Source organism: Pseudomonas aphyarum (assembly GCF_028657055.1).
GTDB classification, from domain to species: Bacteria; Pseudomonadota; Gammaproteobacteria; order Pseudomonadales; family Pseudomonadaceae; genus Aquipseudomonas; species Aquipseudomonas aphyarum.
Genome location: NZ_JAMDGS010000005.1, coordinates 1 through 15005 on the forward strand (window position 1 = coordinate 1; position 15005 = coordinate 15005).

At 61.0% G+C, this 15005-nt stretch carries 12 protein-coding genes and 1 riboswitch; of the genes, 8 read left to right on the forward strand and 4 right to left on the reverse strand.

Features of this window, described 5'->3' with window-relative positions; all coding sequences use genetic code 11:
- Positions 1–445: 445 nt before the first annotated feature.
- Positions 446–667, forward strand: a riboswitch (cobalamin riboswitch).
- Positions 668–789: 122 nt separating this feature from the next.
- The 4 genes from M5G18_RS06900 to cobM all read left to right on the forward strand — a co-directional run bounded on the left by M5G18_RS06900 (position 790) and on the right by cobM (position 2948).
- On the forward strand, positions 790–987 hold the full coding sequence (locus M5G18_RS06900) for a CbtB domain-containing protein (RefSeq protein ID WP_007959524.1): 198 nt from the start codon (positions 790–792) through the stop codon (positions 985–987).
- 11 nt (positions 988–998) lie between these two features.
- The gene (locus tag M5G18_RS06905; protein ID WP_273897266.1) at positions 999–1700 is read left to right on the forward strand and encodes a CbtA family protein; all 702 of its coding nucleotides are present in this window, start codon (positions 999–1001) and stop codon (positions 1698–1700) included.
- Positions 1697–2110 (forward strand): cobalamin biosynthesis protein, encoded by a 414-nt coding sequence (locus M5G18_RS06910; protein WP_273897267.1) that lies wholly within the window; start codon positions 1697–1699, stop codon positions 2108–2110. Before M5G18_RS06905 ends, M5G18_RS06910 begins: the two co-directional genes overlap by 4 nt.
- A 91-nt stretch (positions 2111–2201) precedes the next feature.
- Positions 2202–2948 carry a precorrin-4 C(11)-methyltransferase gene (gene cobM / locus M5G18_RS06915; protein ID WP_273897268.1) on the forward strand — a complete coding sequence of 249 codons (747 nt, stop codon included), beginning with the start codon at positions 2202–2204 and terminating at the stop codon, positions 2946–2948.
- A 47-nt stretch (positions 2949–2995) separates the two neighbouring features.
- On the opposite strand, the gene nfuA is transcribed toward cobM, so the two are convergent.
- The 3 genes from nfuA to M5G18_RS06930 all read right to left on the reverse strand — a co-directional run bounded on the left by nfuA (position 2996) and on the right by M5G18_RS06930 (position 7027).
- The gene (nfuA, locus tag M5G18_RS06920; RefSeq protein WP_007959519.1) at positions 2996–3580 is read right to left on the reverse strand and encodes a Fe-S biogenesis protein NfuA; all 585 of its coding nucleotides are present in this window, start codon (positions 3578–3580) and stop codon (positions 2996–2998) included.
- A gap of 91 nt (positions 3581–3671) precedes the next feature.
- Complete coding sequence (locus tag M5G18_RS06925; protein ID WP_273897269.1) at positions 3672–4673, reverse strand: acyltransferase family protein; 1002 nt, start codon at positions 4671–4673, stop codon at positions 3672–3674.
- A 59-nt stretch (positions 4674–4732) separates the two neighbouring features.
- Positions 4733–7027, reverse strand: a complete 2295-nt coding sequence (locus tag M5G18_RS06930; protein ID WP_273897270.1) for a fatty acid cis/trans isomerase — start codon at positions 7025–7027, stop codon at positions 4733–4735.
- 158 nt (positions 7028–7185) lie between these two features.
- On the opposite strand from M5G18_RS06930, the gene metH reads away from it, so the two are divergent.
- Complete coding sequence (gene metH, locus M5G18_RS06935) at positions 7186–10896, forward strand: methionine synthase (protein WP_273897271.1); 3711 nt, start codon at positions 7186–7188, stop codon at positions 10894–10896.
- A 123-nt stretch (positions 10897–11019) separates the two neighbouring features.
- Positions 11020–11238, forward strand: a complete 219-nt coding sequence (locus M5G18_RS06940) for a DUF2970 domain-containing protein (RefSeq protein ID WP_065257810.1) — start codon at positions 11020–11022, stop codon at positions 11236–11238.
- 6 nt (positions 11239–11244) lie between these two features.
- Here M5G18_RS06940 and M5G18_RS06945 read toward each other — a convergent pair whose 3' ends face one another.
- Positions 11245–12318, reverse strand: a complete 1074-nt coding sequence (locus tag M5G18_RS06945) for an ABC transporter substrate-binding protein (protein ID WP_273897272.1) — start codon at positions 12316–12318, stop codon at positions 11245–11247.
- Between the two features lie 524 nt (positions 12319–12842).
- Here M5G18_RS06945 and M5G18_RS06950 point away from each other — a divergent pair.
- Both M5G18_RS06950 and M5G18_RS06955 read left to right on the forward strand, forming a co-directional pair.
- Positions 12843–14501, forward strand: coding sequence for a nitrite/sulfite reductase (locus M5G18_RS06950; RefSeq protein WP_007959512.1), 1659 nt, complete (start codon positions 12843–12845; stop codon positions 14499–14501).
- A complete protein-coding gene (locus tag M5G18_RS06955) occupies positions 14485–14979 on the forward strand; it encodes a DUF934 domain-containing protein (RefSeq protein ID WP_007959510.1) in 495 nt (164 codons plus the stop codon). Before M5G18_RS06950 ends, M5G18_RS06955 begins: the two co-directional genes overlap by 17 nt.
- Positions 14980–15005 lie beyond the last annotated feature (26 nt).

A 15005-nucleotide genomic window follows, 5' to 3' on the forward strand; every position in this document is an offset into this window, starting at 1 on the left:
TCTCCCTCTGGGAGAGGGTTGGGGTGAGGGCCGCCCCGCCGCAAAACCAAAGCCGAACACACTGTGCTCCTCACCACTCATCACAATGAGCGTTAGCTCGAGTACCGCTTTTGATCGCAGGCCCCGTCGGCAGGCTGAGTGGAGGGATTGATCCGGGGGTGGGAGCGCAGCGACCGTGCGGCGCAGCCGCATGCATCGAGAGGAGGTGCAGCGAAGCAAACCGTAGGCGATGCCCCCGGATCGATCCCGGAGCGAAGGAACCCCGAGCCCCAGCGAGGGGCCGTACGTCAGGGTTAAAGACCTTTTGGTTACTTTTGGGGCGTTTGCCAAAAGTGACCCGCCGTAAGGGCGGAACCCTAAGCAGCCATAACCGCAGCAACGGATCTGCTCCCAATCCCAATCCCAATCCCAATCCCAATTGACTAAAAACCCCAGCCCATGGTCTCCTACACAACTTGTTACGGGTGCCCCTCACAGGGTGAAACGGGAAACCGGTGAATCATGTGCTTTACTCTAAAGCCATGTCAGTCCGGTGCTGCCCCCGCAACGGTAAGCGAGCGAAGCGTCAGATCCACTGTGCCCACAGGCATGGGAAGGTGACGCTTGCAGGTCGGCCAGACGCCAACCCCTCGTGAGCCCGGAGACCGGCCCGCAACACACAGTGCGCATCCTTGCGTCACTGAACATAACAAACCCGCGGTGGGCGGGCGCTGTTCGAACCTCTGCGTGCCCGGCCGCAGGGGTTTTCATGCGCTCTATTCACCCGCTGACACTCCAGAGGGAAGCGCCATGTCGATCATCAGCAGCACCGGCAGCAATTCGGACAAGATCTCCAGCACCACCACCCTGAGCCAACGCCTGACCGCCGCCGTCTGCGCGTCGATCCTCGGTGCGTGCCTCGTATATTTCGCCGGTTTCTCGCACATCGAAGCGGTGCACAACGCCGCGCACGATACCCGCCACAGCGCCGCGTTCCCGTGCCATTGAGACCTGACGACATGATCAAGCGTATTGCGCAGACCGCAGGTTTCACCGGCCTTCTGGCCGCCCTGCTCCTGACCTTGCTGCAAAGCTTCTGGGTTTCGCCGCTGATTCTGCAGGCCGAAACCTTCGAGAAAGCCGAGCCGGTTGCCGAAGTTCACGAACACGCCGCCGGCACCGCCGCCCACACCCACGATGCCGAAGCCTGGGAGCCGGAAGACGGCTGGCAGCGCGTGGTCTCCACCACCGGTGGCAATCTGGTGGTTGCCGTGGGTTTCGCCCTGATGCTGGCGGGTCTGTACACCCTGCGTGCGCCGACCAAAACCTCGCAAGGCCTGCTCTGGGGCCTGGCCGGTTATGCGACCTTCGTGCTCGCACCGACCATGGGTCTGCCACCTGAACTGCCGGGCACTGCCGCCGCGGATCTGGCCTCGCGTCAGATGTGGTGGATTGGCACTGCGGCCTCCACCGCTGTCGGCCTGGCCTTGATCGCGTTCAGCCGCCATTGGCTGATGAAGATCCTCGGCGTGGCGATCCTTGCCGTGCCGCACGTGATCGGCGCGCCACAACCGGAAGTGCATTCGATGCTCGCCCCGGAAGCCCTCGAAGCCCAGTTCAAAATCGCTTCGCAGCTGACCAACGTCGCGTTCTGGCTGGCCCTGGGCCTGATCAGCGCCTGGTTGTTCCGCCGCAAAAGCGAAGGTCAGTACCACGCATGACCGATGACAGCGCAGCGCCGACCTTTGTGGTCGGCCTGGGCTGCCAGCGCGGCTGCCCGGCCAGCACGCTGCGAGCATTACTTGATCAGGCGCTACAGGCCCATCGAATTGATCTTGAGAAGGTCAAGGCGCTGGCCAGTATCGACCTAAAACGCGACGAACCCGGTTTGCAGGAACTCGCCGCCCAACTGGCGCTGCCGTTGCTGTATTTCAGTAGCGAAGAACTGGCCAGTTATCAGCAACGTTTGAGTCACCATTCACAGATCGCCTTCGAACGCACCGGCTGTTATGGCGTAGCGGAAAGTGCCGCGCTGGCGCTCGCCGAACAGTTGATCAGTGGCCCGGCAAAACTGCTGATTTCCCGGCAAAAGTACGCTCAGGCAACTCTGGCATTGGCCGGCTCGGCGTAAATTCCCGATAATCCGCACTTTCGATCATGAGCATTCTTCATCTGAAGGGCTTCTGAAGCACCGCCCTGCCCCTTTTCTACAGGATCCAACGATGACCGTTTACTTCATCGGCGCCGGCCCCGGCGACCCGGAATTGATCACTGTCAAAGGCCAGCGGCTGATCCGCAGTTGCCCGGTGATCATCTACGCAGGTTCGCTGGTACCGACGGCAGTGCTGGAAGGTCATTGCGCTGACACCGTGGTCAACAGCGCCGAGCTGCACCTGGAACAGATCATCGACCTGATCAAGACCGCGAACGCCAAGGGCCAGGATGTGGCGCGGGTGCATTCGGGGGATCCGAGTCTGTATGGCGCCATTGGCGAGCAGATTCGTTATCTGCGCGAGCTGGATATCCCGTTCGAGATCATTCCCGGCGTGACCGCCACCGCCGCGTGCGCCGCACTGTTGGGCGCTGAACTGACCCTGCCGGACATCTCGCAAAGCGTGATCCTGACCCGTTATGCGGACAAGACCGCGATGCCTGCCGGCGAGGAACTGGGCAGTCTGGCGCAGCACGGGGCGACCATGGCGATTCATCTGGGGGTCAATCATCTGGAGAAGATCCTGGCCGAGCTGCTGCCGCATTACGGCGCAGATTGCCCGATCGCGGTGATTCATAGGGCGACGTGGCCGGATCAGGACTGGGTGGTCGGGACGCTGGAGGATATTGCCGAGAAGGTGGCGGCCAAGGGGTTTCGGCGTACGGCGTTGATTCTGGTTGGGCGAGTGTTGGGCAGCGATCATTTCAGTGAGTCGTCGCTGTATCGTGCGGGGCATGCGCATTTGTATCGGCCATAAAAAAACGGCGCTCACGGGGCGCCGTTTTTCATGCCGCAGCGAACACCTTAGTAGTAGGCGTTTTCTTTCTGCGTGTGGTCGGTCACGTCGCGAACGCCCTTGAGCTCCGGAATACGCTCGAGCAAGGTGCGCTCGATGCCTTCCTTCAGGGTCACGTCCGCCTGGCCGCAGCCCTGGCAACCACCGCCGAACTGCAATACGGCAATGCCGTCTTCAACCACATCGATCAGGCTGACCTGACCGCCGTGGCTGGCCAGCCCCGGGTTGATTTCGGTTTGCAGGTAGTAGTTGATGCGCTCGTTGATCGGGCTGTCGGCGTTGACCATCGGGACTTTGGCGTTTGGCGCCTTGATGGTCAGCTGGCCGCCCATGCGGTCGGTGGCGTAGTCGACGACGGCATCATCGAGGAACGCTTCGCTGAACGAGTCGATGTAAGCGGTGAAGCTTTTCAGCCCCAGCGCCGTGTCTTCAGGTTTCTCTTCGCCCGGCTTGCAGTAGGCAATGCAGGTTTCGGCGTACTGGGTGCCAGGCTGGGTGATGAAAACGCGGATGCCGATGCCCGGGGTGTTCTGCTTGGAGAGCAGATCGGCCAGGTAATCATGGGCGGCGTCGGTAATGGTAATAGCGGTCATGGAGACTCCTCGCAGGCTTGAGGCGGAGTTTACGCCAATCGGCGCGCGGCACAAAGTCCTAGTATTTACGTAGGAATAGTTCGCAAATCGGCTAGGCGTCAGGTTCGCCGTCAATCCGCGCTTTAAGCCACTGATAACTGCGCTTTTCGACCCATTCGTAGCTCAGCCACGAACCGATACCGATGGCCAGCGCACAGACGGCAAACATCAAATACGGGTTGATCCCGTAGCGTCGGGCCAGATAACCGCCGGCCGACAGCACCAGCACATGCATTAGATACACCGAGTAGGAACAGTCGCCCAGCAGCTTCAGCAGCCTGTTGCGTTCGACATGACGTTCGAGCGCCATGCTGGCCATGACCAGCACCGCACTGGGCACGCCCCAGTTCAGCAATCGGGGTTCCGGCGGCAGATGATAGATCGCCAGCAACGCCGCACCGATCCCCAATAAGGGCAGCCAGAGCGCCGGCCCGATCCAGCCGCGACGGTAAAGCATGCCGATGCCAATCCCCAGCAGGAACTCATAAACGATGTCCGAGCGATAGAACTCGCTGACCCAGCCAAACCCGGTCCAGGCCTGACACACCGCAAACAGCAGCGCCGCGACCACCAGCAACCGCACTTGCAGCCGGAACAACAGCGCCCAGGCGAACAGCACGTAGAACAACATTTCGTAATTCAGGGTCCAGCCGACATTCAGGGTCGGGTAGATCCCGTAGCCGCCGGGGTTTTCGGTCGGGATAAACAGCAGCGACAGCAGCAAATGACTCCAGTCCACCGTCTGATCCGGCAGCAACGGCCGGGCAAACACCACCAGCAACGCCATCAGCACTGTGTAGAGCCAATACGCCGGAACAATCCGAAACAGTCGATACAACAGAAACCGCGCCGGCGGCAGCGCCTTGCCTTCGGTGGACAGGAAAATCACCAGCCCGCTGATCACGAAAAAGATATCGACGCCCACGGCGCCCTTGTCGATGAACAGCTGCCCTATCGGCCCGCGCGCCTCGAAGTCGAAGAAAATCTGCATGAAGTGATGGCAGACCACCGCCCACGCGGCGAGCGCTCGCAGGGCCTGCACTGAAATCAACATCGATGGCGCTCCCGATCCCGTACTTCACAGGATTGGGACAACCGCCATCGCTCAAACGATCAAAGATTCTCGTACCGGTTCATGTCCAGCACGCCCTCTTCCACCGGATCGGTTTCGTGGAGGTACTGGCTCAGGTCGTGGAAATAGAACCAGAACTGCGGATGGCTGCGGCGGATGCCCCAACGTTCGACGATTTTCTCGAACTGCGCCGCGTCCTTGGCACTTTCCATGGCATCGACAAACGCCGGCACCTGATCCGCCGGGATGTTGAACATGAAATTCGGGTAGCTGCTGAGCACGCCCGGATAGATCGTCAGCGTGTCCAGCCCCGGTTGATAGCGCAGCGATTCACCGAGCAGGAACGCCACGTTGCTGTGGGCGCGGTTACGCAGCAGGCTGTAGACCTCGCGCTTGCCGCTGCGGGTTTCAACCCGCAGCATGGTCGCTTCCGGCAATTGATCGATGACTTTCAGGCCGGCTGCCGGACGCGAAGTCAGGCGACTCAGCGCCTGTTCGGCGTTTTGCAGGGCCGGGTCGATGTTCGGACGCGAGCAATAGGCATCTTCGCAGCGGTTGATCGGATCCGGACGCGCGTTGAGATCGCCGTAACGCGCCAGCAGTTGCATGGCGAAATCGCGTTTCGGGTCTTTCTCGTCGAGTTTCAGCGCGGTCGGCTTGTCGTCGTCGATGGCTTCGTAATCGAGCCACATCTTGAACTGGCCGCTGCTCTGGTACCAATCGTCGAGGTAGCCCTCGCGGGAATCGGCGGGCATCAGGCGCAGGAAGTTCTGCTCGGCGCCATTGCGGATCAGGTCGAAATACAAGCGCGTTTGCGCCTGATGGGAGACGTTGCCGAACACATCGAAATTCACCGCCAACTGGTAATAGGTGCGCTCCAGCAGCGGGTAGTCGAACAGCCACATGGTCTGCGGCACTTCGCCGATCAGGCCTTTGGTCACCGACGCGCTGTCGAAGTGGCGGAAAATGCTGAGCAAGGCGTTGTCGTTGCCGGCCCACAGGGTCGACCAGCTCGGCGCCGGCAGATCGGCGTAGCTGTCACGGCGCAGGGCTTCGTATTTGTTGCGCTTGTTGCGGTAGTTGTGCCACAGGCTCAGGACACTGCCGACATCGTCGTTCTGCCCCGGCATGGCCAGCAATGGCGTGGCCTGGCCGCGATAGTTCGGGTCGGTGATGTACAGGTCGTGTTCCGGGGCCTGGAACAGCGCCCAGAAGTTGTCGCGGATCACGTCGGTCGCGATCTGCCCACGGCACACCGGGCCGCGAATGAAGGTGCGAACGAAGTATTCGGCGTTATCGAGCATGAACTGATAACGCGCCTGCGCCGGGATTGCCTCGAAGGTCGCGAACGGGTTGGCCCGGCTCTGCGGCCCATAGCCCGGCAACGCGTTGACCTGCCAGTTACCGTTGTAGAACAGGCTTTTGACCCGCGCCATCTTCGCCGCGCTCAGCGGATAGGTGATGTGGGTCTTGTGCACGATCACGCCCTGCACCGGCCACAGGCGGTAATACACTTGAGTGCCCGGATCGTCGTTCGGGCGACGGGTGGCGATCAGGTCGATCGGCTGACCGGTCGGCGTGCGCGAGCGCACCCACTGGAAGTAATGCCCCGGCTCGCCGTCCTTGAAATAGATGTGCGCGAGGAACCAGTGCTCGTACAGCCAACGCCCGACCAGGCTTTCCCGCGCGCCGGGCTGATTCAGCAGGTTTTCCCACTGAACGATCTGCAGCGCCTCTTTAGCGCTCGGCGCCAGGCCTTGCTCGTCGATAGGCGCGCCGGACGCCAGCCAGCGTTGCAGCGTCTGGTATTGCTGATCGGTCAGGCCGGTCACCGCCAGCGGCATGCCCTCTTTCGGGTGGGCGCCGGCATAACCGTCGAACTCCGCAGGCATCGCGCACAGGTTCTCGCGATTGAGGCCCAGCACGATGTCTTCCGGCAGTTTGGCGTTGGGGGTCAGCGGCGTTTTGTGTCCCAGCTCCAGCATGCGCGCCATCAGCGCGGCCTGACTGCCCTGGGCGTCGAGTACCGAATAGAAGTCTTTCTGCTGCCAGGCGCGTTTGCCGAAGGCGTCATAGAACAGCCGCGTGGTCGGTGCCGCCTGGGTGCGTTCGCCATCGTAGACCGGCATCTTGCTCGCACCACGGGCCGCGCCTTCGCCGCTGCCCAGGTTCAGCTGGCAGGCAGAGTCGTAGCACGCATGGCAGGCCACGCACTTCTCGGTGAAGATCGGCTGGATATCGCGAGTGTAAGAAATGGAAGGCGAGATCGCAGGACTTTGCGCCGCCGCGCCAAAGCTCAAAAACAGCAACACCATGCTGACGACGCGGTACGACATATCCCTGATCCTGATCCTGAATAAAAACGCCGCGATTCTACCGTTATGACGCCCGTACCAACATGAGCGATATTCATGCAAAAGCGCCACATGCTCTAAATCGGCACAGGTTTGTTATGATCCCGCTCCTTCGTCATGGTCTTTTTCGAGTAGTCCCAATGTCCGATCGCAGCGTCCGTCTTCAAGCTCTCAAGCAAGCTCTCAAAGAGCGCATCCTGATTCTCGACGGCGGCATGGGCACGATGATCCAGAGCTACAAGCTCGAAGAGCAGGATTATCGCGGCAAACGCTTCGCCGACTGGCCGAGCGACGTCAAGGGCAACAACGACCTGTTGGTCATTACCCGTCCCGACGTGATCGGCGGAATCGAGAAGGCTTATCTGGATGCCGGCGCCGACATCCTGGAAACCAACACCTTCAACGCCACCCGCATTTCCATGGCCGACTACGGCATGGAAGAACTGGCCTACGAACTCAACGTAGAAGGCGCACGACTGGCGCGCAAGGTCGCTGACGCCAAGACTGCCGAGAACCCGGACAAGCCGCGCTTCGTCGCCGGCGTGCTCGGTCCTACGAGCCGCACCTGCTCGCTGTCGCCGGACGTCAACAACCCGGGCTATCGCAACGTCACCTTCGATGAGCTGGTGGAAAACTACACCGAAGCCACCAAAGGCCTGATCGAGGGCGGCGCCGACCTGATCCTGATCGAAACCATCTTCGACACCCTCAACGCCAAAGCCGCGATCTTCGCCGTGCAAGGCGTGTTCGAAGAACTGGGCTTCGAGTTGCCGATCATGATTTCCGGGACCATCACCGACGCCTCCGGCCGTACCCTGTCGGGCCAGACCACCGAAGCGTTCTGGAACTCCGTGGCCCACGCCAAACCGATTTCGGTCGGCCTGAACTGCGCCCTCGGTGCCCGCGAACTGCGTCCGTACCTCGAAGAGCTGTCGGACAAGGCCAGCACCCACGTATCGGCGCACCCGAACGCCGGCCTGCCGAACGAATTCGGCGAGTACGACGAATTGCCGGTGGACACCGCCAAGGTCATCGAAGAGTTCGCCCAGAGCGGTTTTCTCAACATCGTCGGCGGTTGCTGCGGTACCACGCCGGGCCACATCGAAGCCATCGCCAAAGCCGTCGCCGGCTACGCGCCACGGCAGATTCCGGACATTCCCAAGGCTTGCCGCCTGTCGGGCCTGGAACCGTTCACCATCGATCGCAGCTCGTTGTTCGTCAACGTCGGCGAGCGGACCAACATCACCGGTTCCGCGAAATTCGCCCGCCTGATCCGTGAAGACAACTACACCGAAGCCCTGGAAGTCGCCCTGCAGCAGGTCGAGGCCGGCGCCCAGGTGATCGACATCAACATGGACGAAGGGATGCTCGATTCGAAGAAGGCCATGGTGACCTTCCTGAATCTGATTGCCGGCGAACCGGACATCTCCCGCGTACCGATCATGATCGACTCCTCGAAGTGGGAAGTGATCGAAGCCGGCCTCAAGTGCATTCAGGGCAAGGGCATCGTCAACTCGATCAGCATGAAAGAAGGCGTCGAGCAGTTCATCCACCACGCCAAATTGTGCAAGCGCTACGGCGCGGCAGTGGTGGTGATGGCGTTCGACGAAGCCGGCCAGGCCGACACCGAAGCGCGCAAGAAAGAAATCTGCAAACGCTCCTACGACATTCTGGTCAACGAAGTCGGCTTCCCGCCGGAAGACATCATCTTCGACCCGAACATTTTCGCCGTGGCCACCGGCATCGAAGAACACAACAACTATGCTGTGGACTTCATCAACGCCTGTGCCTACATCCGTGACGAACTGCCGTATGCCCTGAGCTCCGGCGGCGTGTCCAACGTGTCGTTCTCGTTCCGCGGCAACAACCCGGTGCGCGAGGCGATCCACTCGGTGTTCCTGCTGTACGCGATCCGCGCCGGCCTGACCATGGGCATCGTCAACGCCGGTCAGCTGGAGATCTACGACCAGATCCCGCAAGAACTGCGCGACGCCGTTGAAGACGTGATCCTCAACCGCACGCCGGAAGGTACCGACGCCCTCCTCGCCATCGCCGACAAGTACAAGGGCGACGGCAGCGTCAAGGAAGCCGAGACCGAAGAATGGCGCAGCTGGGACGTCAACAAGCGTCTGGAGCATGCGCTGGTCAAGGGCATCACCACTCACATCGTCGAAGACACCGAAGAATCCCGTCAGTCCTTCGCGCGCCCGATCGAAGTGATCGAAGGCCCGCTGATGTCGGGCATGAACATCGTCGGCGACCTGTTCGGCGCCGGCAAAATGTTCCTGCCACAGGTGGTGAAATCCGCCCGCGTGATGAAGCAGGCCGTGGCCCACCTGATTCCGTTCATCGAACTGGAAAAAGGCGACAAGCCGGAAGCCAAGGGCAAGATCCTGATGGCCACCGTGAAGGGCGACGTGCACGACATCGGCAAGAACATCGTCGGCGTGGTGCTGGGTTGCAACGGCTATGACATCGTCGACCTCGGCGTGATGGTCCCGGCAGAGAAGATTCTGCAGGTGGCTCGCGAAGAGAAATGCGACATCATCGGCCTGTCCGGCCTGATCACTCCTTCGCTGGATGAAATGGTCCATGTGGCCCGCGAGATGCAGCGCCAGGACTTCCACCTGCCGCTGATGATCGGCGGCGCGACCACTTCCAAGGCGCACACGGCAGTAAAAATCGAACCGAAGTACAGCAACGACGCGGTGGTCTACGTGACCGACGCCTCCCGCGCCGTGGGCGTGGCGACGCAGTTGCTGTCCAAGGAACTGAAAGCCGGTTTCGTTCAGAAGACCCGCGAAGAGTACATCGAAGTCCGCGAGCGCACCGCCAACCGCAGCGCCCGTACCGAACGCCTGAGCTACGCGGCCTCGATCGCCAAGAAACCGCAGTTCGACTGGGCCTCCTACACCCCGGTCAAACCGACTTTCACCGGCACCCGCGTGCTGGACAACATCGACCTCAACGTACTGGCCGAGTACATCGACTGGACGCCGTTCTTCATCTCCTGGGACCTGGCCGGCAAGTTCCCGCGCATCCTCGAAGACGAAGTGGTCGGTGAAGCGGCGACCTCGCTGTTCAAGGACGCCCGCGAGATGCTGACCAAGCTGATCGACGAGAAACTGATCAGCGCCCGTGCGGTGTTCGGCTTCTGGCCGGCCAATCAGGTACACGATGACGATATCGAGTTGTACGGCGATGACGGCAAGCCAATGGCGCGCCTGCATCACCTGCGTCAGCAGATCATCAAGACCGACGGCAAACCGAACTTCTCGCTCGCCGACTTCGTCGCACCGAAGGACAGCGAAGTCACCGACTATGTCGGTGGTTTCATCACCACCGCCGGCATCGGCGCCGAAGAAGTGGCCAAGGCTTATCAGGACGCTGGCGACGATTACAACTCGATCATGGTCAAGGCTCTCGCCGACCGTCTGGCCGAAGCCTGCGCCGAGTGGCTGCACCAGCAGGTGCGTAAAGAGCACTGGGGTTATGCCAAGGATGAAGTCCTCGACAACGAGGCGCTGATCAAAGAGCAGTATTCCGGCATCCGCCCTGCTCCGGGCTACCCGGCGTGCCCGGATCACACCGAGAAGGCCACGCTGTTCGCCCTGCTCGATCCTGAGGCCCAGGAAATGCGCGCCGGTCGCAGCGGCGTGTTCCTGACCGAGCACTACGCGATGTTCCCGGCGGCAGCGGTCAGCGGCTGGTACTTCGCCCATCCGCAGGCGCAATACTTCGCCGTGGGCAAGGTCGACAAGGATCAGGTGCAGAGCTACACCTCGCGCAAAGGCCAGGAACTGAGCCTGACCGAACGCTGGCTGGCGCCGAATCTGGGTTACGACAATTGAGTTACGACAACTAAGTCAGCTACGCGCGACACCCTGTGGGAGCCAATTGGCTCCCACAGGTATTTCTGCGACCTGAAAAGGCTTGGCTATGCTTGTTGGACACACACGGCAGACGGGGGATTTATGGACGATCCAGTCGACAACAAGCCACCGACCTTCTGGCAGATGCTGCACAGCGTCATGGCGGCGGCGTTCGGGGTGCAGAGCGGCAAGAACCGGGCAAGGGACTTCACCCACGGCAAGCCCAGCCATTTCATCTTCCTGGGCATCGCGTTCACGGCGGTGTTCGCCCTGACGCTGTTTGGCATCGTTCAACTGGTGGTGCACCTGGCAGGCGCGTAACCGGCGTCAGTGCATCAGGGTTTGCAGGTTGAACGGATAGCGATACGAAGCCGGACGGCCCTTCGCCGAGAGCTTGCGAAAATGCACGCCGTAGTCCGGTGAGGTGCCCATGGCCAGCATTCGGCGGGCATGATCCTTGTCGATCAGTTGCAACAGCGGAATCTGCCGGTCGCGGCCACCGTAGCGGTTCAGGTCGACGCCCTGCGCATGATCGTGCACTTCCACCAGCGCCCAGCCCCCCAGCGTGAAATGACCGCCGAGCAATGCACTCAAGCGTCCGTCGATCATGGCCTGCAACGCCGCAGGCGAGGTGTTGACCGCGCTGAACAGCACGTCTTTGCCCGGCATTTTCCCGATCTCTGAAACCGCTCGCATCGCACCAAAAGCCATTTCGTCGTTGGCCGCCCACACCAGTGACACCTTCGGGTAACGAACCAGCAACTGCCGGGCCTGCTCGTAAGCACGCTGCTGTGTCCAGCCGCCATAGACCAGTTGCCGCAAACGGACCTCAGGATGTTCGGCCAGCGCCCGCTGCATGCCTTGCTCGCGCAACTGCGACGACGGCGTGATCTTCAGGCCAGAGAACGCCAGCAATTCGATGCTGGCGCCGGGGGCCACCGGTGGATGCAGGCGGATCAACTCCTTCATCAGCAGGTAACCGCCCTCCTCGTCATTGGGCACGAGACTGCCGATCCGGTCGGCCCGGTCCCCGACCAGCGCTTGCTGATTGGGGGTCAGTGCGGCATTGACGATAAACAGTTTCACCCCGCTCTGATTGGCCATGCGCAGGATCTGCGGCGCGATGTATTGCTCGTTGGCGAACATCAGATAGTCGGGGCGATCAGGGCCCTGCAATGCCACCCGCGCCTGGGCCAGCGTCATTTCGGGCTGGCGCTGGGAATAGAGGATGCGCAGATCGACGCCCAGATCCCGGGCGGCAGCCTGCATGAATTGCGAGTAGCTGACCCAGAACGCTTCGTCGGTGGCGCCCGGATTCAGAAACAACACAGACTCTGCCCGCGCACTGGTCCCGAAGGCCATGCCCAGCAAAAGCAGACTGATGTGGAGAAACTTGAACATGAAACATCCGGGCCCAGGGAAAAATGGCCGCGCATTATAGCCATTCAATCGCCGGCCATTAGCGCCTGATCCCGCTTTTTGTCCGACAATCGTCGGAGGCGGGCCCGGACGAGTCGTTTTACTGATGGCTGACCCAGAACACCGCCGTTCCAACGACCAGAATGATCAGGAACAGAATGGCCCATGCATCGACACTGCTATCGCTTTTCCTTGCCTTGGTTGGGTTGCTCATTGCATCGCCTCTTGTCGGTTTTATCGGTGATTGCAGAAAGACTCGACCACAGTTAAGACGATGATTGTCCGCACGACAAATGTGGGTTAGTTGACAGTGATTCTCGTTAGGCGATTTGGTTCTTTCCATATACTCAAACATCACTTTTGCGCATAACTGCAAACGGGTATATTGCCCCGGCTCCGTCAGGGAGTGCGCGGCCGTGCGCGCAGAATTGCAGAGGAACCATCGGACTCCAGCAAGCGAAAACGCAGCGTTTTCCGAGTGGCCAAAGCCTGAGAACAGGACTTATATGTACGTATACGACGAGTACGATCAGCGGATCATCGAGGACCGCGTCAAGCAGTTCCGTGATCAGACCCGACGCTATCTGGCAGGTGAGCTGAGCGAAGAAGAATTCCGCCCCCTGCGCCTGCAAAATGGCCTGTATATCCAGCGTTTCGCGCCGATGTTGCGCGTGGCGGTGCCTTACGGCCAGCTGACTTCGCGTCAGATGCGCATGATGGCAAAAATCGCCCGCGACTATGACAAGGGCTACGCCCACATCAGTACCCGCCAGAACGTGCAGTTCAACTGGCCGGCGCTGGAAGACATCCCGGAGATTCTCGCCGAGCTGGCCACCGTGCAGATGCACGCGATCCAGACCAGCGGCAACTGCCTGCGCAACGTCACCACCGACCAGTTCGCCGGTGTTGCGTTCGATGAGCTGATCGACCCGCGTCCTTGGTGCGAAATCGTGCGTCAGTGGACGACCTTCCACCCGGAATTCGCTTACTTGCCGCGCAAGTTCAAGATCGCCGTCAACGGTTCGACCTCCGACCGTGCGGCCATCGAAGTCCACGACATCGGCCTTGAGCCAGTGCACAACGCGGCTGGCGAACTCGGTTTCCGCGTGCTGGTCGGCGGTGGTCTGGGTCGTACCCCGGTGGTCGGCGCCTTCATCAACGAATTCCTGCCATGGCAGGACCTGTTGAGCTACCTCGACGCGATCCTGCGGGTCTACAACCGCTACGGCCGTCGTGATAACAAATACAAGGCGCGGATCAAGATCCTCGTCAAGGCGCTGACTCCCGAAGTCTTCGCCCAGAAAGTCGATGCGGAGATGGAACACCTGCGCGGCGGCCAGACCACGCTGACCGAAGCCGAAGTTCATCGCGTCGCCAAACACTTCGTCGACCCGGACTACAAGGCGCTGAGCAGTCAAGACGCTGAACTGGCCGCCCTCGACAAAGAACATCCGGGCTTCGCCCGCTGGCGTACCCGCAACACCCTGGCGCACAAGAAGCCGGGTTATGTGGCCGTGACCCTGTCCCTGAAGCCGACCGGCGTTGCGCCGGGCGACATCACCGACAAGCAGCTCGACGCCGTCGCCGACCTGGCCGACCGCTACAGCTTCGGTCAACTGCGCACCTCCCACGAGCAGAACATCATTCTGGCCGACGTCGAGCAGAGCCAGCTGTTCACCCTGTGGGGCGAACTGCGTGAAGGTGGCTTCGCCACACCGAACATCGGCCTGCTGACCGACATCATCTGCTGCCCTGGCGGTGATTTCTGCTCCCTGGCCAACGCCAAGTCGATCCCGATCGCCGAATCGATCCAGCGCCGTTTCGACGACCTGGACTACCTGTTCGACATCGGTGAACTGGACCTGAACATCTCCGGTTGCATGAACGCCTGCGGTCACCACCACGTCGGCCACATCGGCATCCTCGGTGTGGACAAGAAAGGTGAAGAGTTCTACCAGGTATCGCTCGGCGGCAGCGCCAGTCGTGACGCCAGCCTGGGCAAGATCCTCGGCCCGTCCTTCGCCCAGGACGACATGCCGGACGTGATCTCCAAGCTGATCGACGTGTACGTGGAACAACGCACCGAAGACGAGCGTTTCATCGACACCTACCAGCGTATTGGCATCGACCTCTTCAAGGAACGCGTCTATGCAGCGAATCATTAAGAACAACGAGGTCGTCGACGAAACCTGGCACCTGCTGCCCAAGGATTTCAACATCGACGAAATCAGCAACTGCGACGACCTGATCGTCCCGCTGCAGCTGTGGCGTGAACACGCCCGCATGCTCAAGGCCCGCGATGGCGGTCTGGGTGTGTGGCTGGACGCCGATGAAGAAGCCGAGGAAATCGGTGACGACGTCAATGAGTTCCAGGTGATTGCCCTGAACTTCCCGGCGTTTACCGATGGCCGCAACTACTCCAACGCCCGCCTGCTGCGTGACCGTTACGGTTTCAAAGGCGAATTGCGTGCGATTGGCGACGTGCTGCGCGACCAGCTGTTCTACATGCGCCGTTGCGGTTTCGATGCCTTCGCCCTGCGCGCGGACAAAGACCCGTACGACGCCCTTGAAAGCCTCAAGGACTTTTCGGTGACCTATCAGGCCGCCACTGACGAACCGCTGCCGCTGTTCCGTCGCCGCTGACGCTGAACCCCGAGCCCGTATCAACG